This window comes from Leisingera caerulea DSM 24564, assembly GCF_000473325.1.
In the GTDB taxonomy this organism is placed as follows: Bacteria; Pseudomonadota; Alphaproteobacteria; order Rhodobacterales; family Rhodobacteraceae; genus Leisingera; species Leisingera caerulea.
The window spans coordinates 2,730,788-2,747,608 of the sequence record NZ_KI421513.1 but is presented as its reverse complement, the minus strand read 5'-3'; the positions used below and the strand labels follow the sequence as shown (position 1 = coordinate 2,747,608).

General features: G+C 64.3%; 20 protein-coding genes. 14 read left to right on the top strand and 6 right to left on the bottom strand.

Annotated features, from left to right (window positions below):
* Positions 1–38 precede the first annotated feature (38 nt).
* The 12 genes from radA to CAER_RS0120500 all read left to right on the top strand — a co-directional run bounded on the left by radA (position 39) and on the right by CAER_RS0120500 (position 12,267).
* Complete coding sequence (gene radA, locus CAER_RS0120555; RefSeq protein ID WP_027237143.1) at positions 39–1,400, top strand: DNA repair protein RadA; 1,362 nt, start codon at positions 39–41, stop codon at positions 1,398–1,400.
* Positions 1,401–1,442: 42 nt separating this feature from the next.
* Positions 1,443–1,997 carry a CvpA family protein gene (locus CAER_RS0120550; protein WP_027237142.1) on the top strand — a complete coding sequence of 185 codons (555 nt, stop codon included), beginning with the start codon at positions 1,443–1,445 and terminating at the stop codon, positions 1,995–1,997.
* 386 nt (positions 1,998–2,383) lie between these two features.
* Complete coding sequence (locus CAER_RS0120545) at positions 2,384–3,061, top strand: Hint domain-containing protein (protein ID WP_027237141.1); 678 nt, start codon at positions 2,384–2,386, stop codon at positions 3,059–3,061.
* A 279-nt stretch (positions 3,062–3,340) separates the two neighbouring features.
* On the top strand, positions 3,341–4,741 hold the full coding sequence (locus CAER_RS0120540) for a selenium-binding protein SBP56-related protein (protein WP_027237140.1): 1,401 nt from the start codon (positions 3,341–3,343) through the stop codon (positions 4,739–4,741).
* A 3-nt stretch (positions 4,742–4,744) separates the two neighbouring features.
* Complete coding sequence (locus CAER_RS0120535; RefSeq protein ID WP_027237139.1) at positions 4,745–5,404, top strand: hypothetical protein; 660 nt, start codon at positions 4,745–4,747, stop codon at positions 5,402–5,404.
* A 359-nt stretch (positions 5,405–5,763) separates the two neighbouring features.
* Complete coding sequence (purF, locus tag CAER_RS0120530; protein ID WP_027237138.1) at positions 5,764–7,284, top strand: amidophosphoribosyltransferase; 1,521 nt, start codon at positions 5,764–5,766, stop codon at positions 7,282–7,284.
* 160 nt (positions 7,285–7,444) lie between these two features.
* Positions 7,445–7,987, top strand: a complete 543-nt coding sequence (locus CAER_RS0120525) for a DUF2199 domain-containing protein (protein ID WP_036797836.1) — start codon at positions 7,445–7,447, stop codon at positions 7,985–7,987.
* 152 nt (positions 7,988–8,139) lie between these two features.
* Positions 8,140–8,415, top strand: a complete 276-nt coding sequence (locus tag CAER_RS0120520) for a hypothetical protein (RefSeq protein ID WP_027237136.1) — start codon at positions 8,140–8,142, stop codon at positions 8,413–8,415.
* Positions 8,416–8,528: 113 nt separating this feature from the next.
* Positions 8,529–9,176: an SDR family NAD(P)-dependent oxidoreductase gene (locus CAER_RS0120515; protein ID WP_027237135.1), complete on the top strand. Its 648-nt coding sequence runs from the start codon at positions 8,529–8,531 to the stop codon at positions 9,174–9,176.
* A 227-nt stretch (positions 9,177–9,403) separates the two neighbouring features.
* The gene (surE, locus tag CAER_RS0120510) at positions 9,404–10,198 is read left to right on the top strand and encodes a 5'/3'-nucleotidase SurE (RefSeq protein ID WP_027237134.1); all 795 of its coding nucleotides are present in this window, start codon (positions 9,404–9,406) and stop codon (positions 10,196–10,198) included.
* Positions 10,199–10,206: 8 nt separating this feature from the next.
* Positions 10,207–10,854 (top strand): protein-L-isoaspartate(D-aspartate) O-methyltransferase, encoded by a 648-nt coding sequence (locus CAER_RS0120505; protein WP_027237133.1) that lies wholly within the window; start codon positions 10,207–10,209, stop codon positions 10,852–10,854.
* A gap of 156 nt (positions 10,855–11,010) precedes the next feature.
* Positions 11,011–12,267, top strand: a complete 1,257-nt coding sequence (locus CAER_RS0120500) for a peptidoglycan DD-metalloendopeptidase family protein (protein WP_027237132.1) — start codon at positions 11,011–11,013, stop codon at positions 12,265–12,267.
* An 87-nt stretch (positions 12,268–12,354) separates the two neighbouring features.
* Here CAER_RS0120500 and CAER_RS0120495 read toward each other — a convergent pair whose 3' ends face one another.
* From CAER_RS0120495 to CAER_RS0120485, 3 genes are all read right to left on the bottom strand, one after another.
* Positions 12,355–13,197, bottom strand: coding sequence for an ATP-binding protein (locus tag CAER_RS0120495; RefSeq protein WP_027237131.1), 843 nt, complete (start codon positions 13,195–13,197; stop codon positions 12,355–12,357).
* A gap of 72 nt (positions 13,198–13,269) precedes the next feature.
* Positions 13,270–13,641, bottom strand: a complete 372-nt coding sequence (locus CAER_RS0120490) for a hypothetical protein (protein WP_245597390.1) — start codon at positions 13,639–13,641, stop codon at positions 13,270–13,272.
* 93 nt (positions 13,642–13,734) lie between these two features.
* Positions 13,735–14,103, bottom strand: coding sequence for an antibiotic biosynthesis monooxygenase family protein (locus CAER_RS0120485; protein ID WP_027237129.1), 369 nt, complete (start codon positions 14,101–14,103; stop codon positions 13,735–13,737).
* Positions 14,104–14,176: 73 nt separating this feature from the next.
* Between CAER_RS0120485 and CAER_RS0120480 the strand changes: the two genes are divergently transcribed.
* Positions 14,177–14,608, top strand: a complete 432-nt coding sequence (locus CAER_RS0120480) for a MarR family winged helix-turn-helix transcriptional regulator (protein WP_027237128.1) — start codon at positions 14,177–14,179, stop codon at positions 14,606–14,608.
* 90 nt (positions 14,609–14,698) lie between these two features.
* Here CAER_RS0120480 and tatC read toward each other — a convergent pair whose 3' ends face one another.
* From tatC to CAER_RS0120465, 3 genes are read right to left on the bottom strand one after another with little or no spacing between them, the layout of a single operon-like run.
* Positions 14,699–15,601 (bottom strand): twin-arginine translocase subunit TatC, encoded by a 903-nt coding sequence (gene tatC, locus CAER_RS0120475; protein WP_027237127.1) that lies wholly within the window; start codon positions 15,599–15,601, stop codon positions 14,699–14,701.
* A complete protein-coding gene (gene tatB / locus CAER_RS0120470) occupies positions 15,598–16,062 on the bottom strand; it encodes a Sec-independent protein translocase protein TatB (RefSeq protein WP_027237126.1) in 465 nt (154 codons plus the stop codon). Before tatB ends, tatC begins: the two co-directional genes overlap by 4 nt.
* A gap of 6 nt (positions 16,063–16,068) precedes the next feature.
* Positions 16,069–16,284 (bottom strand): twin-arginine translocase TatA/TatE family subunit, encoded by a 216-nt coding sequence (locus tag CAER_RS0120465; RefSeq protein ID WP_027237125.1) that lies wholly within the window; start codon positions 16,282–16,284, stop codon positions 16,069–16,071.
* Positions 16,285–16,510: 226 nt separating this feature from the next.
* On the opposite strand from CAER_RS0120465, the gene CAER_RS0120460 reads away from it, so the two are divergent.
* On the top strand, positions 16,511–16,819 hold the full coding sequence (locus CAER_RS0120460; protein ID WP_027237124.1) for a hypothetical protein: 309 nt from the start codon (positions 16,511–16,513) through the stop codon (positions 16,817–16,819).
* Positions 16,820–16,821 lie beyond the last annotated feature (2 nt).

Below are 16,821 nucleotides of genomic sequence, written 5' to 3'. Positions count from 1 at the left end.
CTCTTGAACAAAAGGGAAACATCTGCCACTGATCCGGCATGGCAAAAACATCTTTCTCCTGCTCGGCCTGCGGCGCGAGCTTCTCCAAATGGTCGGGCCGCTGCGAAGGCTGCGGCGAGTGGAACACCATCAGCGAGGACCAGGGGCTGTCCTCCGGCCCCGCCAAGAAGTCGCTGGGCGTGAAGCGCGGGCGCACTATTCAGCTGACGGATCTGTCGGCGCGGGAGACCCCGCCGCCGCGCACCTGCTGCGGCGTTGGAGAGCTGGACCGGGTGCTGGGCGGCGGGCTGGTGCCCGCTTCGGCGATCCTGGTCGGCGGCGATCCGGGCATCGGCAAATCCACACTGCTGCTGCAGGCGGCGGCGCGGTTCGCCCATGCGGGGCTGAAGACCGTATATGTCAGCGGCGAGGAAGCCTCGGCCCAGGTGCGGATGCGGGCGCAGCGGCTGGGGCTGGCGGACGCGCCGGTGCAGCTGGCGGCGGAAACCAACCTGCGCGATATCCTGACCACGCTGGAGGCGGAAAAGCCGCAGCTCGCCATTATCGATTCCATTCAGACCATGTGGGCTGATCACGTGGACAGCGCCCCGGGGTCGGTCAGCCAAGTGCGCGCGGCAGCACATGAGTTGACCACCTTTGCCAAACGCAACGGGGTGTCGATCATCATGGTCGGCCATGTCACCAAGGAAGGCCAGATCGCAGGCCCCCGGGTTGTCGAGCATATGGTCGACACCGTTTTGTACTTCGAAGGCGAGCGCGGCCATCAGTTCCGCATCCTGCGCGCGGTCAAGAACCGCTTTGGCCCGGCGGATGAGATCGGGGTGTTCGAGATGACCGGCGGCGGGCTGGCGGAGGTGGTGAACCCCTCTGCCCTGTTCCTGTCGGAACGCGGCGAGCCGTCACCTGGCTCGGTGGTGTTTGCGGGCATCGAGGGCACGAGGCCGGTTCTGGTCGAAATGCAAGCGCTGATTGCGCCCTCGCCGCATTCGCAGCCGCGCCGCGCGGTGGTCGGCTGGGACAGCTCGCGGCTGGCGATGATCCTGGCCGTCCTGGAGGCGCGCTGCGGCATTCCTTTTGCGGGGCTGGATGTCTACCTGAACGTGGCGGGCGGCATGAAGATTTCGGAGCCTGCCGCAGACCTGGCGGTGGCGGCGGCGCTGCTCAGTGCGCGGGAAGACGTCGCTTTGCCCGCCGATACCGCGGTTTTCGGAGAAATTTCGCTATCTGGGGCCCTGCGCCCGGCGCCGCAGACCGAAAACCGGTTGAAAGAGGCGCAAAAACTTGGTTTCACGGCGGCGATCGCCCCAGGCGGCAGCAAAACCGTGTCCGTGACCGGCCTGAACTTGCGAAAGTCCAGCGACCTGGCCGGTTTTGTTGGCGAATTCTTCGGGGCCGGCTAAAGTCGCAAAAAATTTGATACCGCAGGTAAACGGGCGAGGGACATGGAAGGTTTCACAATCATTGACGGGGTCGTGGCCCTGGTCATCGTCGTATCGGCGCTGCTGGCCTATTCACGCGGTTTCGTGCGCGAAGCCATGGCCATCGCCGGCTGGATCGCCGCCGGCATCCTCGCCTTCATCTTTGCGCCGCAGGTCGAGCCGCTGATGGCAGAGATCCCGGTGATCGGCGAATTCATCGCCGACAGCTGCGAGTTGTCCATCATCGCCGCCTTTGCCGCAGTGTTCGCGCTGGCACTGATTGTGGTCTCATTCTTCACGCCGCTGTTCTCGACCCTGGTGCAGCGCTCGGCGCTTGGCGGGGTGGACCAGGGCGCGGGCTTCTTCTTCGGGGTGCTGCGCGGCATTCTTCTGGTCGCAATTGCCTTCTTCCTCTATGCCGTGGTGATGACCGGGCAGAGCTTTACCGTTGTTGACGAAAGCCGCTCCGCGGTGGTGTTTGAGCGCATGATCGGCAAGATCGAGGAGCGCAATCCGGAGCAGGCCCTGGGCTGGGTCACCGAACAGTATGAGGCGCTGATCGGCAGCTGCGGACAGTAACTGTCCAAGAGACATTACCGGAACAAAGCCGCACGGGCGCCGCAAGGCGCCCGTTTTTGTTTGCTTTCAAAGCGTTCACACAGTTATCCACAGCTTCATCACCATAATTATTAACAGCGCAACCGTGCATTAACACTCTGTTAACCAACAGGAATCACGATTCGAGGCGTGCAGAAGCCGAGCGTCAAACGCCGGTCAAATCTTAACAAATCCTCATGCTGAGCCGCCGAAAGGTTAACAATCCCGGGTAAAACCGCGGTTTTGTCCCCAGAAATCTGCCGCATCCCGGAAGGGGCCGCACCCATGCCCCAATTTGGTCCCAATTCGGGGGCCTCATGGCTTCAACGGCAAAACGCCGGGCCAAGGATGCTCAGAAGGGACACAAAATGCAGCTGGATCACACCACAGATTTCGCCGATTTCCTGCCGGTTGATGTGCTGCTGAACGACCTCCTGCCGCAGTCCGGGAAACCGGCGCCGAAGCGGGCCCGCATCCGCAGCGGCGGCTTTCTGCCCGCAACCCTGGTGGAAACCGAAGAGGGTTTCAAACAGGCCCGCGACATCAAGCCCGGCGACATGGTGTTCACCTTTGACGGCGGCGCCCAGGAAGTGAAGGCGGTCAGCCACGCGGTGCCGCGTCTGACCACCTGCATGCATGTGCCGGCCGGCGCCCTGGGCAATGACACCGACCTGATGCTGCCCTCCGACCAGAAAGTGGCGCTGGAGATGGACACCGCCGAGCGCCTGTTCGGCCTCCCGGTTGTGGTCACCAAGCTGATCGCCCTGGCCGGCTACAAGGGCATCGCTGCCGCCGCGCCGGAGCGCCTGGGCCGCATCCATTTCGAATTCGAGGAAGAAGAGCTGGTCTGGGCCGAAAGCGGCATGCTGATGCCCGCCGGCGATGACCGCGAAGGCTCTGCCTTTCACCAGCTGTCGCTGACCGAGACCCGCCAGGTTCTGGCCAGCGATGAGGGCCGCGCCCTTGCAGAGACCGGCATGGGTGCGGAAGACGCCCGCCTGCCCGCGCCGCTGGACAACCTGCTGGACCGCATCCTGGCGGCCTGATCCCGAACCGTTTTTCCCTCCCCCACCTCCGGCCCGCCCCTGTGCGGGCCTTTCCTTTTGCAGCGGCGGCGATCACCCCCTTCAGGAACAACCGTCCGCTGCGGCGCTGCGCGACCGGGCGAAAAGCGCGTTATGCGGCCGCCCAAACGGAACATATGTTCCGCCCGGCGGCGTCTTTTCAAAAAAATTTGCCCGAAATCCGGATGTGTGCCAGCATCGGTGCGGGCGCACCTAGAAGACCAACAGTTCAGGCGCCTGTTTTCCAGGGAGGATTTGACTATGAACTTGAGGCCTGACCCCACATTTCATGCCACCCCCAGGCTTGCCATGGAGGCCCCGGCGGAAACGCTGGCCTTTACCCTGATGCTGAGCCCGGACGGCTCCCAGCCCGACGGGCTGGCGGTGGTCGATGTCGACCCGAAGTCGGACAGCTATGGCGAGATCGTGCATCAGCTGATCATGCCCAACAAAGGCGACGAGTTTCACCACTTCGGCTGGAACGCCTGTTCCTCGTCGCTGTCGCCGCTATCCGGCCATGCGTTTCTGGAACGGCGCTATCTGATCATTCCCGGCATCCGCTCCAGCCGGATCTACGTGGTGGATGTGAAGGAGCCGCGCGAGGCGAAGATCCACAAAATCATCGAACCGGAGGAGGTCTTTGCCAAGACCGGCTATTCGCGCCCGCACACCATCCATTGCGGGCCGGAGGGCATCTATGTGTCCACCCTGGGCGGCGGCGGCGAGGACGGCACCGACGGGCCGCCGGGCATCTTCATCATGGATTGCGAAACCTTCGAGATCCTGGGCCGTTACGAGATGGACCGCGGCAAGCAGGACAAGCATTATGACTTCTGGTGGAACCTGCCGCGCGACTACATGGTGAGCTCGGAATGGGGCCTGCCGCCGCAGTTCGAGAACGGCATCGTGGCGGAGGATCTGCTGAGCAACAAATACGGCCACTCGATCCATTTCTGGAACCTGCGCGAGCGCAAGAACGTGCAGACCATCGACCTGGGCGAAAACCACCAGATGGCGCTGGAAATCCGGCCTGCGCATGACCCGTCCAAGGATTACGGTTTTTGCGGTGTGGTGGTCGACACCACCAACCTGCAAGGTGCGATCTTCACCTGGTGGCAGAATGACGACGGCACCTTTGATGCCAAGAAGACCATCACAATCGACCCGCGGCCCGAAAAGGCCGAGAACCTGCCGCCGCTGCTGCAGGGGTTCGAGGCGGTGCCGCCGCTGGTCACCGATATCGACCTGAGCCTGGATGACAGGTTTCTGTACGTCGCCTGCTGGGGCCTGGGCGAGATGCATCAATATGATGTGTCCGACCCGATGAACCCCAAGCTGGCCGGCAAGGTGGAGATCGGCGGGATTGCGCGGGGCGCCAAGCACCCGAACGGCAACGAGTTTGCCTATGGCCCGCAGATGGTCGAGATCAGCCGCGACGGCAAGCGCGTCTATTGGACCAACTCGCTCTATTCCACCTGGGATGACCAGTTCTATCCGGACGCCGAGGGCGGCCAGATGGTGATGGCCAACGCCGGGGAAACCGGCGGGCTGGAGCTGGACAAGGATTTCTATGTCGAATTCCCCAAGGGCTACCGCAGCCACCAGATCCGGCTGGAAGGGGGCGACTGCTCCACCGACAGCTTCTGCTACCCCTCCGCCTGACGCGTGGCAGAGATCAGCACGGCGGCGGCCCTGTGGGGGGCCGTTGCCGCTTCTGGCGTGTATCACGGCGTGAACCCCGGCATGGGCTGGCCGCTGGCGGTGTCAGCCGCGCTGATGGACCGGTCGCAGGGCAGCCTATGGCGGGCGCTGGCCGCGCTGGCGGCCGGCCACCTGCTGGCCATGGCGGCGATCCTGTTTCCGTTCTCGGCACTGATGGTGCTGGCTGAGTGGCAGCGCGAAATCCAGATCGGCGCCGCCTGCCTGGTGATTGCTTTGGGCCTTTACCTGCTGTGGAACCGCCGCCACCCGCGGTTTCTGGCGCGGGTGCCGCCGTCGCGGCTGGCGCTGTGGTCGTTCCTGGCGGCGATGGCGCATGGCGCGGGGCTGATGCTGGTGCCGATCTACCTTGGCATCTGCCGCACGGTCGAGACGGACGCAGGCCATGCCGCCGCGGGCACGCTGATCACCGGCAACGCGGGCATCGCGGCGCTGGTGGCGCTGCTTCATACCGCTGCGATGACGGCAGCGGGCGGTGTGCTGGCCTACGGGATCTACCGCTGGGTGGGGCTGAAATTCCTGTCCAAAGGGTGGTTCAACCTGGACCTGGTCTGGGCGCTGAGCCTTGTTCTGGTCGGGTCCATCTCGCTGCTGACGCTGCACTGACGGGAGGGGCGGCACAGACCATCCGCCGCCCTGCCCGCTACCAGCCGCCGCAGTGCAGCGGGGAATTGTGATCCTCTGATGACAGAGGGAAAGAAAGCCACTATGTGAGGGCGCGAACAGGAAACGGATTCGGAGCCTCACCGCCTTGCCGCTGCTGCCCGCCTGCCTTTGTGGACATGACCTGCCGCGCCCGGCGCCGGGGTCCGATGACGCAATTGGCCTTCAGGCTCAGGCACCGGGAAAGAGTGCGGCCAGCCCGGCCGGATTGGCGCGCGCGCCGCAAAATGCGCTAGACTGCCGGCACCACCGCTTCCAACAGCCATCGAACAGCAAAGCCTAAGTGGGATTGGAGCCAGCCAATGTGCGGGATTTTGGGGATCGCAAGCCGGGACACCGATGTCTTTGCGGAAATTTATGACGGCCTCTTGATGCTGCAGCACCGCGGCCAGGACGCCTCGGGCATCGTGACCTACACCGGCGAGTTCTTTCGCGAGCGCAAGGAAAACGGCCTGGTCAAGGATGTGTTCGGCCCCGCAGACGCTGAAACCCTGACCGGCCGTGTCGGCATGGGCCACGTGCGCTACCCCACCGCAGGCTCGCTCAGCGCGACGGAGGCGCAACCGTTCTTCGTCAACGCGCCCTACGGCATCTACCTGGTCCACAACGGCAACATCACCAACACCGCCGAGCAGCGCGAAAAGGTGACCGGCAAATACAGCCGCCATCTGCGCACCACCTCGGATTCGGAAATCCTGCTGAACGTCCTGGCCGACAAGGTGGCCGATGCCATCAAGGTGAACGGCAACGCCGAACCGATCCGCAACATCTTTGCCGGCGTCAAGATGACCATGGAGCGGGTGCAGGGTGCCTATTCGGTGCTGTGCATGATCGCCGGTGTCGGCATGCTGGCGTTCCGCGACCCGCACGGCATCCGGCCGCTGTCGCTGGGCAAGCGCCCGGCACAGGGTGACGGCGACGATTACTGCATCGCCTCCGAAGATGTGGCGTTCGGCATCAACGGGTTCGAGAAGGTCCGCGACGTGAAGGCAGGCGAGGCCGTGCTGATCGACCTCGACGGCAAGCTGCATACCTTCCAGGCGGTCGAGGGCAAGCTGACCCCCTGCATTTTTGAGTATGTCTATCTGGCGCGGCCGGATTCGATGATGGACGGCGTTTCGGTCTACAAGACCCAGCTGCGCATGGGCCAGGCGCTGGCCAAGCAGATCCAGGAGTCAGGGCTCGAAATCGACAGCATCATCCCGGTGCCTGATTCGGCCCGCCCCGTGGCGCTGGAAGTCGCCAATTCCACCGGCATCCGCTACCGCGAGGGGCTGGTGAAGAACCGCTACGTGGGCCGCACCTTCATCATGCCGGGCCAGGCGGAGCGGCAGAAATCGGTGCGCCGCAAGCTCAACGCGATCCCGCTGGAGTTCAAGGACCGCAACGTGCTGCTGATCGACGACTCGATCGTGCGCGGCAACACCATCAAGAAGATCGTGCAAATGTGCCGCGAAGCCGGCGCCAAGAAGGTCTATATCGCCTCTGCGTCGCCGCCGGTGAAATACCCCAACGTCTATGGCATCGACATGCCGACCAAGCATGAGCTGATCGCAAATGGCCTCAGCATCGAGGAAATCCGCGACGAGCTGGGCGCCGATGCGCTGTTCTATCAGAAGCTCGAGGACCTGATCTGGGCGGCACAGGAAGGCAACCCGGACATCCAGGGCTTTGACTGCTCCTGCTTTGACGGCAACTACATCACCGGCGTCACCGAGGAGTACTTGGCGGCGCTCGAAGGCAGCAGCCGCGTGAGCGCCAAGATCAAGGACATGCCGGTGCCCGGCGCCTCCTGGAACGCCTCCAACCTGGCCTCCGGCTGATCCCGCCCTGCCCTCCTTGCGGAAAGGGGGGTTTGAACTTCCGGCCGCATCCGCGTATGAGGGCCGCGACCACTGCATGGACAAGGCGCTGGCCGTGATGGCCCGCGCCTTTTTATGCTTCCAGACGAAAGGCCGCCCCTTGGACGCGCATCTTGCCCGCATGCTGACCTCTCCGCGCCAGTGCCGCTGCTGCGGCGCCACCTTTGCGCAACTGCTGAGCCTCAGCTGCGACCGGCCGGATATCTGCTCCGAGGATATGGAGGTGGAGGACAACTCCGCCGTCCTCGCCACCCGCGGCGACATTCTGACCGAGGATTTCTGCCGCCTGGGCGACCTGCGCTTCGTCCGCGCGGTGCTGGCGATCCCGCTGTCCGGCAGCCGCGGCGAGGAGTTTCTGCTGGGCACATGGGCCAGCCTCAGCCGCGATGATTTCGATGCCTATCTCGACCTTTTCGAGATGCGCGAGTCGGAAAAGCTGGGCGACCGCCCGGCCTGGCTCGCCAATGCGATCCCGCCGGACATGCCGATGCCTGCGGGCTGTGTGCTGGAGATGCGGCCTGAGGGCCAGTATCCGGAACTGAAAGTCACCGAGCAGAACCACCCGCTTTACCCGCTGCAAAAGGATGGCGCCGCGCTGGAGGAGCTGTTGGAGCTGCTCTATGCTTACGGCCACGACCTGCCCTCGCTGGTTTTCGACGCCTGACCGTTACGCCCTGGCCCTTGCCCGGCTGCGGCGGCGGGGTTCCACGCATCGCGCCCGGCCGGTCCGCGGCTTCCCGCCGACGCCCGCGCAGGCTGGTTGAAGCGGCCCGGCCGAGTGGCCAGATACGCCCTGACACTTCGGGGATGACACATATGGCAAACGCAGAGAAGGCGGGGCGCACGCCCGCCAAAGTGGCCGGGCTGGCCACACAGGATAACGCAGTGAACCGCAACCGGCTGAACCTTTTGGGCATCTATGGCCCCGAAAACAGCCTGACCGCGCTGGTCCGCCTGCCCAACGGCCGCACCAAGACCGTGACGCGCGGTGCCCGCCTGTCCTCGCTGGGCCAGGTGGTGGCAATCGACGCTCACGGGCTGATCCTCAGCGCCCGCGGCGAGACCAAGCGCCTGTCCATGCCGGGCAGCTGAACCACGGGTGCCACGCAAATTTCTTCAAAGAAATTTGCCAGGAGTTTTCGAAAATTCTTGCCCCGGGCCGCTGCCCCTTGACCTGCCTGCGCGGGCGGCCCAAGAAGGCGGCCATGACAGAAAAGCTTGCTCTCATCACCGGCGCATCCCGCGGCCTTGGCAATGCCCTGGCCGAGGCGCTTGCGCCCACGCATCACATCGTCGCCGTAGCCCGCACCACCGGTGCTTTGGAAGAGCTCGACGACCGTATCAAGGCCGCGGGCGGCAGCGCCACCCTTGCGCCGATGGACGTCACCGTGCCGGAGGCAATGGCCACGCTCTGCCGCGGCATCCACGACCGTTGGGGCAAGCTGGACCTGTGGCTGCACACCGCGATCCATGCCACCGCGCTCTGCCCGGCGCCCTCCGTTGCCGCCAAGGACTGGACCAAGGCGGTCGCGATCAACGCCACGGCCACCTCGGTGCTGATCCCCTACGTGGCGCCCTTGCTGGGCCAGACCGGGCGCGCGGTGTTCTTTGACGACCCGAAGGCGGGCGAAAAGTTCTATGGAACCTACGGCGCCACCAAGGCGGCCCAGATGGCGCTGGCGCGCAGCTGGCAGGCAGAAACCGAACGCACCGGCCCGCAGGTGCGCATTCTGCAGCCGCAGCCGATGGCGACCGCCCTTCGCGCCCGTTTCCACCCGGGTGAGGACCGCGCCGCCCTGGCCACCATCCAGGAAGAGGCCGCGCGCCTGCTGCCGCAGATCCTGGCAGACTGACACCGGCAATTTGCCGGGCGCCGCGCATTGCGCGGCGCCCGGCCCAACGATTTGGGCGGCATCTTTGATGCAGGCCAAAGGGGCGGGAGTGCGCCCTGCGGCTTCGCCTGTTGCCTCCCTGCCCCGCTTTGCGGCGGATGCCGCTTCCCTCCGCGAAAACCTTGCCCCGTTCCGGCACAGGTCCTATTCAATCGGAAACCCGGTTGAAGACGGCAGGCAGACACCCCATGCGCATTCTGATCACCAATGACGACGGCATCAGTGCCGAAGGGCTCACCATCCTCGAATCCATCGCCCATGCGGTCGCAGGCCCCGATGGCGAGGTCTGGACCGTGGCGCCCGCCTTTGAGCAATCCGGCGTCGCCCATTGCATCAGCTATACCCGCCCCACCATGCTCAGCCAGCTGGACGAACGCCGTTTTGCCGCCGAAGGCTCACCCGCCGACTGCGTGCTGGCGGGACTGCATGTGGTGATGCACGGCCAAAGGCCCGACCTGGTGCTGTCCGGTGTGAACCGCGGCAACAACTCGGCGGAGAACGCGCTGTACTCCGGCACGCTGGGCGGCGCGATGGAGGCCGCGCTGCAGGGCATCCCGGCCATGGCGCTGTCGCAGTATTACGGGCCTGCCAACCGGGAGACAGACAATCCGTTTGAGGCCGCTGCCGTGCACGGCGCCGCGCTGATCCAAAAGATCCTGGCCGCCCAGCCGCAGGATGCGCAGGACTACCGCCTGTTTTACAACATCAATTTCCCGCCGGTCCCGGCCGCGGACGTCAAGGGCGCCCGCGTGGCGCCGCAGGGGTACCGCCATGGCTGCCATTTCTCGGCTGAGGAGCAGCTGTCGCCCACCGGGCGCCGCTATCTGTGGATCCGCGGCGGCAACCAGCATGTGGAAGCCACGCCCGGCTCAGACGCCGCAGTCAACCTGGACGGCTATATCTCCGTCACCCCGATGCGCGCCGACCTGACCGCGGGCGATGCCATGGATGCGCTGAAGGCGGTCGAATGGACGGGCGAGTGAGCGCAGCAATGAACGGACCCGATCCGGAAACCAAGATGCAGTTCCTGTACTCCGTGCGCTCGCGCGGGGTGACGGACCAGAAAGTGCTGGAAGCGATCGAAGAGATCGACCGCGGCCTGTTCGTGCGCGGCATCTTTGCACAGCGTGCCTATGAGGACGTGCCGCTGCCGATCGCCTGCGGCCAGACCATTTCGCAGCCCTCGGTGGTGGGCATGATGACCCAGGCGCTGCAGCTGTCGCAGCGCGACACCGTGCTGGAGGTGGGCACCGGCTCCGGCTATCAGGCGGCGATCCTGTCGAAACTGGCACGCCGTGTCTACACCATCGACCGCCACGCCCGCCTGGTGCGCGAGGCGCGGGCCGTGTTCGACGGCCTGCGGCTTTCCAATGTGACATCGCTGGTGGGCGACGGCAGCCACGGTCTGCCGGACCAGGCGCCGTTTGACCGCATCATCGTGACCGCGGCCGCCGAGGATCCGCCCGGGCCGCTCTTGGCGCAGCTTAAGACCGGCGGCATCATGGTGCTGCCAGTGGGGCAGTCGGACCATGTGCAAACCCTGATCCGGGTGCGCAAAACCGATGACGGGCTGGAGTATGACGAATTGCGCCCGGTGCGGTTTGTGCCGCTGCTGGAAGGCCTGGGCAAGGACAGTTAGGACCGCTGCCGCAGTTCGCAAGCTGCGTTTGATATTCCTGCGCCGCCCCCGTAAACTGACGGCGGAATTCAGCCGCCGGCTGGATTGCATGGGCTATAGTGATTGACGCGAGAGAATCCCCGCGAAAAAGGGGAAGCGTGTTTTGAGGAGAGCAAGATGACCCGGACCACCCCCACCCGGACCGCATCCCGCGGGCTGCCCCGTATTATGCTGCCCCGGGCACGGCTGCTGGCCCTGCTGCCGCTGGCCGGGGTGCTGGCCGCCTGCCAAAGCCCGCTGGATTACGACCTGCGCGGTCAGCTTGGCGCCTTCAACACCGCCACCGCCGCCCAGTCGGCCACCTCCAGCCGGCCCGCTCCGGACGGCCGCGGCCTGATCACCTACCCCTCTTACCAGGTGGCGGTGGCGCAGCGCGGCGACACCGTCTCGGATGTAGCCGCGCGCATCGGCCTGCCACCGGAGGAGGTCGCCCGCTACAACGGCATGGAGACCGGCGACAAAATGCGCCAGGGTGAAGTGCTGGCCTTGCCGCGCCGGGCGCCTGCCAGCCTGTCCGAAGGCGGCAGCTCCACCCCGGGCTCTGTGGATATCGCGTCCCTGGCCGGCCAGGCGATCGAAACCGCACCGCTGACCTCGCCCAATCCGGGCTCGGTGACGACCACCGCGATCCAGCCGGCGCCCAAGCCGCAGCCTGCCAAGGTGCAGCGCGGCCCTGAACCGGTGCGCCACAAGGTGAAACGCGGCGAGACCGCCTATACCATCTCGCGGCTGTATCAGGTGCCGGTGAAGTCGCTGGCGGAATGGAACGGCCTGGGCAGCGATTTCGCGGTGCGCGAAGGCCAGTTCCTGCTGATCCCGCTGAAAGCAGAGCGCACAGCGGAGGTGACCCCTGCCGCAACCGCCGTTCCGGTGGCGGTGACCGAACCCGGCACCGGGTCCGAAACGCCGGTGCCGCCCAGCGCCAGCAAGCCTTTGCCGGAAGAGAAAGTGGAGCCCGCCGCAGTCAAGCCCGCGGCCGAGACCCTGCCCAAACCGGAACTGCCGAAACCCACCCGCGCCAGCAGCGCGGCGATGGCCTATCCGGTGCGGGGGAAGATCATCAAGACCTACTCGAAGGGCCGCAATGACGGGATCGACATCGCTGCCGCGCCCGGCGCGCCGGTCAACGCCGCCGAAGCCGGCACCGTGGCCGCGATCACCAAGGATTCCAACAACGTGCCGATCGTGGTGATCCGCCACAGCCAGAAGCTGCTGACGGTTTACCAGAACGTCGACAACATCACCGTCAAGAAGGGCGAGAGCGTCGCCCGCGGCCAGCGCATCGCCTCGTTGCGCGGCGGCGATGACGCCTACGTGCATTTCGAGGTCCGCGACGGATTCGAAAGCATCGACCCGCTGAGCTACCTGAACTGACAGAGGTAAAGCTCTGTTAACATGCAAAAGCCCGGCTGGCTGGCCGGGCTTTTCCCGTTTCCGGCAACTCTCAGCGCCCTGTGTGTCCTAGCGCAGCGCCACCCCGTGCCGCCCGGCCAGATCGGTGAAGAATTGCCAGGCGACCCGGCCAGAGCGCGCGCCCCGGGTGGCCTGCCACTCTACCGCCTCCGCCCGCAATCCCTCTGCGTCCACCTTGACACCGTAAGCGGCGCAATAGCCCGCGATCATCGCCAGGTAGTCGTCTTGATCGCAGGGGTGGAAGCCCAGCCACAGGCCAAAGCGGTCCGAAAGGGAGACCTTCTCCTCCACCGCCTCGGACGGGTTGATGGCGCTGGAGCGCTCGTTCTCGATCATGTCCCGCGGCATCAGGTGGCGGCGGTTGGAGGTGGCATAGAACACCACATTCTCCGGCCGCCCCTCGATCCCGCCGTCCAGCACCGCCTTGAGGCTTTTGTAATGCTGGTCGTCATGGCTGAACGACAGGTCATCGCAGAACAGGATAAACCGGTGCTCCGAGCCGCGCAGGTGGTTCAACAGCCGCGCGACCGACGGCAGATCCTCGCGCTGCAGCTCCACCAGTTTCAAGTCCGGGTGATCGCCGGCCAATGCCCCGTGCACGGCTTTGACAAGGCTCGACTTGCCCATGCCGCGGGCGCCCCACAACAGCGCGTTGTTGGCGGCGAACCCCTGCGCAAAACGGCGGGTGTTCTCCAAGAGCGTATCGCGGGAACGGTTGATGCCGACCAGCAGGTCGAGATCCACCCGGTTCACCTGTTCAACGGCCTCCAGCCGCTCCGGCCCCACATGCCAGACAAAGGCGCTGGCCGCGTTGAAATCGGGGGTTTCCAAAGGCGCCGGAGACATCCGCTCCAGCGCCTCGGCAATGCGGGTCAATGCGATCTGGTCCATGGGGTGCCTCCGTCGGTAAGTCGACGGATTTCAAAGCATGTTCCGGCAAGGCCGGCAAGGGGAAGAACCGGCCTAAGCCAGGCCCTTGCGCCGCGCTGCCATTCTGCGGCCGTCCCGGATGTTCAATCCCATCATGGTGAGATTCAGCGCGCCGGCCAGCAGCTCAACGCCCTGCACAAAGACGAAGGCACCGTCAAAGTTTCCGGCACTTGCCTTGGCTTCAAGGAAGAAGGCCGCCGGCAGGAGGATCAGCAAACCGTTCGCGGCAATCAAGGGCATGCGTTTTTTCTTCGCAGCGGCCGGCGCATCTTTACGCCGCCGCCCGATGGCCATGCCAGATCCACCAGCGATGGCCATCGCCGGGATCAGGGCAAACATGCCAATAAGGATTCTGGATTTGACCAGGGCTATGGTTTCCGGTGTTCCAAAGGCCTCGCTCAGCACCGTGGAACTCCAAAACGTCAGGATGATCAGAAAGGCGGTGACACCTGCGGCTGCGTGAATTTTCTGTTTCATGGCTGTTGCATCCCAAACAGGTCAGGCGACGCAATGGTTGGCGACTGCCAGTTTCTTGAACAAATGCGGCCGCGTGACCGCGCTTTCCGGGTATCGGGCAATCCGGCTTTGAAACTCGGGGTTCATGAAGGCCGCGCGAAAGCTTTGGACATCCTGCCAGACAGCATAATTCACGTATGTGGCGCTGCCTGCGATCCCCTTGTGCATCTGCGTCGAAATGTACCCGGGCTGCGACTTCATGAAGTCGGCGTCATGCGCCCAAGCCTCCAGCAAGGCCTGCTCATCAGACGGGTCGATGGTGAACACATTCATCAGAACAACAGGCCCTTCCCGGGCCTCCATCTGATCGGCAAGCGTGACGGCGGCGTCCAGTTCAGCAAGTCCAGGCATGTCGGTTCCTTTCAATTAATATAGCTTGCTATGTATCATTGCATAGCTTGCTATTCAAGTGCAGATGAGAACTATGGAATTCGAGAAAGAAAACTCCGCCGGTTATCTGGTCAACCACACCGCCCGCCTGTTTGCTGCCGGGCTGCAGGAGCGCATCACTCCGCTTGGCATCACCATCGGGCAATTCCCCATCCTGCTGGAACTCTGGGTCAAGGACGGGGTGACCCAGCGCGAGCTTCTGGAAAAACTGGCGCTGGAACAAGCGACCCTGGCCAATACGCTGAACCGCATGGAAAGAGACGGGCTGATCGTCAGAAAGAAACACCCTGCGGACGCGCGGTCGCAGCAAATTTGGCTGACAAAAAAAGGACAGGCGCCCCGGGACAGTGCCTACCAGGCCGCCAACGATCAGAATGAACATTCCCTAGCGCCCCTGTCAGACGAGGAAAGAGAGCAGTTCCTGGGCTTGATGCGGCGGATCATCAATGCTGCGCACAGCGGCTGACTGCACGCCCGGCGGCCTCCTCGCCCCCGGTCAAACGTAAAAAAAGCGCGCCCTCTCAGGCGCGCTTCTTCGTTTCAAACCGTCTCCGGCTTACTTGTCCTTGCCGTCCTCGGCCTCGAACTCGGCCATCATCGGATCGTCTGGATGGGCATCCATCTCATCCTCATCATCATAGTAGCCGTCGGCGCGCAGCTGCGCCTCGCGCTTGGCCTCGACCCGGCGGACCAGGAAGATCGAGATTTCATAAAGCCCGTAAACCACCACAAACAGGATGATCTGGGTGATCACATCCGGCGGCGTCACCAGTGCGGCCAGCACCAGGATCGCCACCACCGCATATTTGCGGACCGAGCCCAGGCCCTCGGCGCTGACCAGACCCGCCTTGCCCATCAGCGTCAGCAGCACCGGCAGCTGGAAACACAAGCCAAAGGCCACGATGAACTTGATCGTCAGGTTCAGATACTCCTGCGCAGAGCCCTGGAACACCACGCTGAGGCCCTGAGTGACCTCCTCGCCGGTAATCGCCTCGCCAGAGGCGCCGAACTGCTGGAAGCCCAGGAAGAAGTCATAGGCCAGCGGGGTGACGACGTAGAAGGCAAAGCTCGCGCCCAGCAGGAACATGAAGGGCGAGGCCACCAGGAACGGCAGGAACGCGCCCTTCTCAGACTTGTACAGCCCCGGCGCCACAAACCGCCACATCTGGAAGCCGATATAGGGAAACGCCAGAATGAAACCGCCCAGGAAGGAGATCTTGATCGCGACAAAGAAGCCCTCCTGCGGGCTGATGAAGATCAGCGAGCAGTCCTGGCCGCTCTCGGCCAGCACCTGGCACAGGGGCGCGGTGAGGAAGTTGAACACCGGCGTTGCCACGGTGAAACAGATCACCATGCCCACGATAAACGCCAGCACCGAATGGATCAGCCGGGTGCGCAGCTCGGCCAGATGTTCGATCAGCGGCGCGCTTGAGTCGTCGATCTCATCCGTGTTGCTCATGGCTTGGCCTCATCATCCGTCTTCAGCGCCGCCTCGGCGGCATCCGCCTTGGCCATCGCCTCTTCCGCCTCGCGCGCCTTGCGCTCCGCTGCGGCCCGCGCGGTGGAGGCCTGGATCTTCTTGGCATCCTCCGCGCGCTGCGCCGCCAGCTTTCCGGTCTCGCTATCGGGATCGAATTTGGTCGGGTCGATCGACGAGGCCATCTCCTGCGCCGCCTGCTTGACCCCGTCCATGGCAGAGCCCATAGGGTTCGACGCGGCCTTCAGGCCCTTGGCGACCTCATTGACTCCGGCCTCATCCGCCGCGTCATGCATCGCCCGGCTGAACTCGCGCGCCATCCCCTTGGCCTTGCCCACGAACCGCCCGACATTGCGGAACAGCACCGGCAGGTCCTTGGGGCCGACCACGATCAGCGCGACAATGCCGATGACCAGCAGTTCGGTCCACCCAAGATCGAACATCCGCGCTTAGACCTTATCTTTTTCGGTCTCGGGGGTCACGTCCTTGGCCGAGTCCGCGGAGTCCTGCTCCAGTTCATTGCTGCCTTCGCTGATGCCCTTCTTGAACGAGGTGATGCCTTTGCCGACCTCGCCCATCAGCGAAGAAATCTTGCCGCGGCCGAACAGGACCAGAACCACAACGGCGATGAGCAGCAGGCCAGGCAGGCCGATGTTGTTGAGCATGAAAGTCTCTCCTTACGTGATCCGGCGCGGATTGGCGGCGCCGGTGGAATTGTTCGCTACGGGTTTAGCGCGCGGGCTGCTTTGAGCGAAAGCAACAAGCCGTGCAGAAATGCCCCCCAGCGGGCGGATTTGGCAGTTTTTGCCGCCCGCCCGCATCCAACTGACAGGTTTATGTCAGTTGCGGTGCGGTAAATCCAGCCCATCACAGCAAATCAGGAGAAACGTGATGACCAAACATGTCGCCGAAATCGTGACCTTCAAACTGGCTGATGGCATCAGCACGGCGGATTTCACCGCTCTGATGCAGCGCACCGAAGGGTTTGTGCGCGCCCAGGCGGGCTTTGTCACCCGCCAGCTGAGCCAGGGCGCGGATGGCCGCTGGACCGACTACGTGGTGTGGAAGGACATGGCCACCGCGCAAAAGGTGGCGCAGGACTTCATGCAGCAGGATTTCAGCCCGGAGGTGATGGCGGCGATTGCCCCCGGCAGCACCCAAATGCGCCACGAAGAGGTTCAGTGGCAGATGGCCCCCTGACC

Bases quoted from the DNA above. Each gene is read 5' to 3' on its own strand.
- radA (WP_027237143.1), top strand. From the start codon at position 39: ATGGCAAAAACATCTTTCTCCTGCTCGGCCTGCGGCGCGAGCTTCTCC.
- CAER_RS0120550 (WP_027237142.1), top strand. From the start codon at position 1,443: ATGGAAGGTTTCACAATCATTGACGGGGTCGTGGCCCTGGTCATCGTC.
- CAER_RS0120545 (WP_027237141.1), top strand. From the start codon at position 2,384: ATGCAGCTGGATCACACCACAGATTTCGCCGATTTCCTGCCGGTTGAT.
- CAER_RS0120540 (WP_027237140.1), top strand. From the start codon at position 3,341: ATGAACTTGAGGCCTGACCCCACATTTCATGCCACCCCCAGGCTTGCC.
- purF (WP_027237138.1), top strand. From the start codon at position 5,764: ATGTGCGGGATTTTGGGGATCGCAAGCCGGGACACCGATGTCTTTGCG.
- CAER_RS0120525 (WP_036797836.1), top strand. From the start codon at position 7,445: ATGCTGACCTCTCCGCGCCAGTGCCGCTGCTGCGGCGCCACCTTTGCG.
- CAER_RS0120520 (WP_027237136.1), top strand. From the start codon at position 8,140: ATGGCAAACGCAGAGAAGGCGGGGCGCACGCCCGCCAAAGTGGCCGGG.
- CAER_RS0120515 (WP_027237135.1), top strand. From the start codon at position 8,529: ATGACAGAAAAGCTTGCTCTCATCACCGGCGCATCCCGCGGCCTTGGC.
- surE (WP_027237134.1), top strand. From the start codon at position 9,404: ATGCGCATTCTGATCACCAATGACGACGGCATCAGTGCCGAAGGGCTC.
- CAER_RS0120505 (WP_027237133.1), top strand. From the start codon at position 10,207: ATGAACGGACCCGATCCGGAAACCAAGATGCAGTTCCTGTACTCCGTG.
- CAER_RS0120500 (WP_027237132.1), top strand. From the start codon at position 11,011: ATGACCCGGACCACCCCCACCCGGACCGCATCCCGCGGGCTGCCCCGT.
- CAER_RS0120495 (WP_027237131.1), bottom strand. From the start codon at position 13,197: ATGGACCAGATCGCATTGACCCGCATTGCCGAGGCGCTGGAGCGGATG.
- CAER_RS0120485 (WP_027237129.1), bottom strand. From the start codon at position 14,103: ATGCCTGGACTTGCTGAACTGGACGCCGCCGTCACGCTTGCCGATCAG.
- CAER_RS0120480 (WP_027237128.1), top strand. From the start codon at position 14,177: ATGGAATTCGAGAAAGAAAACTCCGCCGGTTATCTGGTCAACCACACC.
- tatC (WP_027237127.1), bottom strand. From the start codon at position 15,601: ATGAGCAACACGGATGAGATCGACGACTCAAGCGCGCCGCTGATCGAA.
- tatB (WP_027237126.1), bottom strand. From the start codon at position 16,062: ATGTTCGATCTTGGGTGGACCGAACTGCTGGTCATCGGCATTGTCGCG.
- CAER_RS0120465 (WP_027237125.1), bottom strand. From the start codon at position 16,284: ATGCTCAACAACATCGGCCTGCCTGGCCTGCTGCTCATCGCCGTTGTG.
- CAER_RS0120460 (WP_027237124.1), top strand. From the start codon at position 16,511: ATGACCAAACATGTCGCCGAAATCGTGACCTTCAAACTGGCTGATGGC.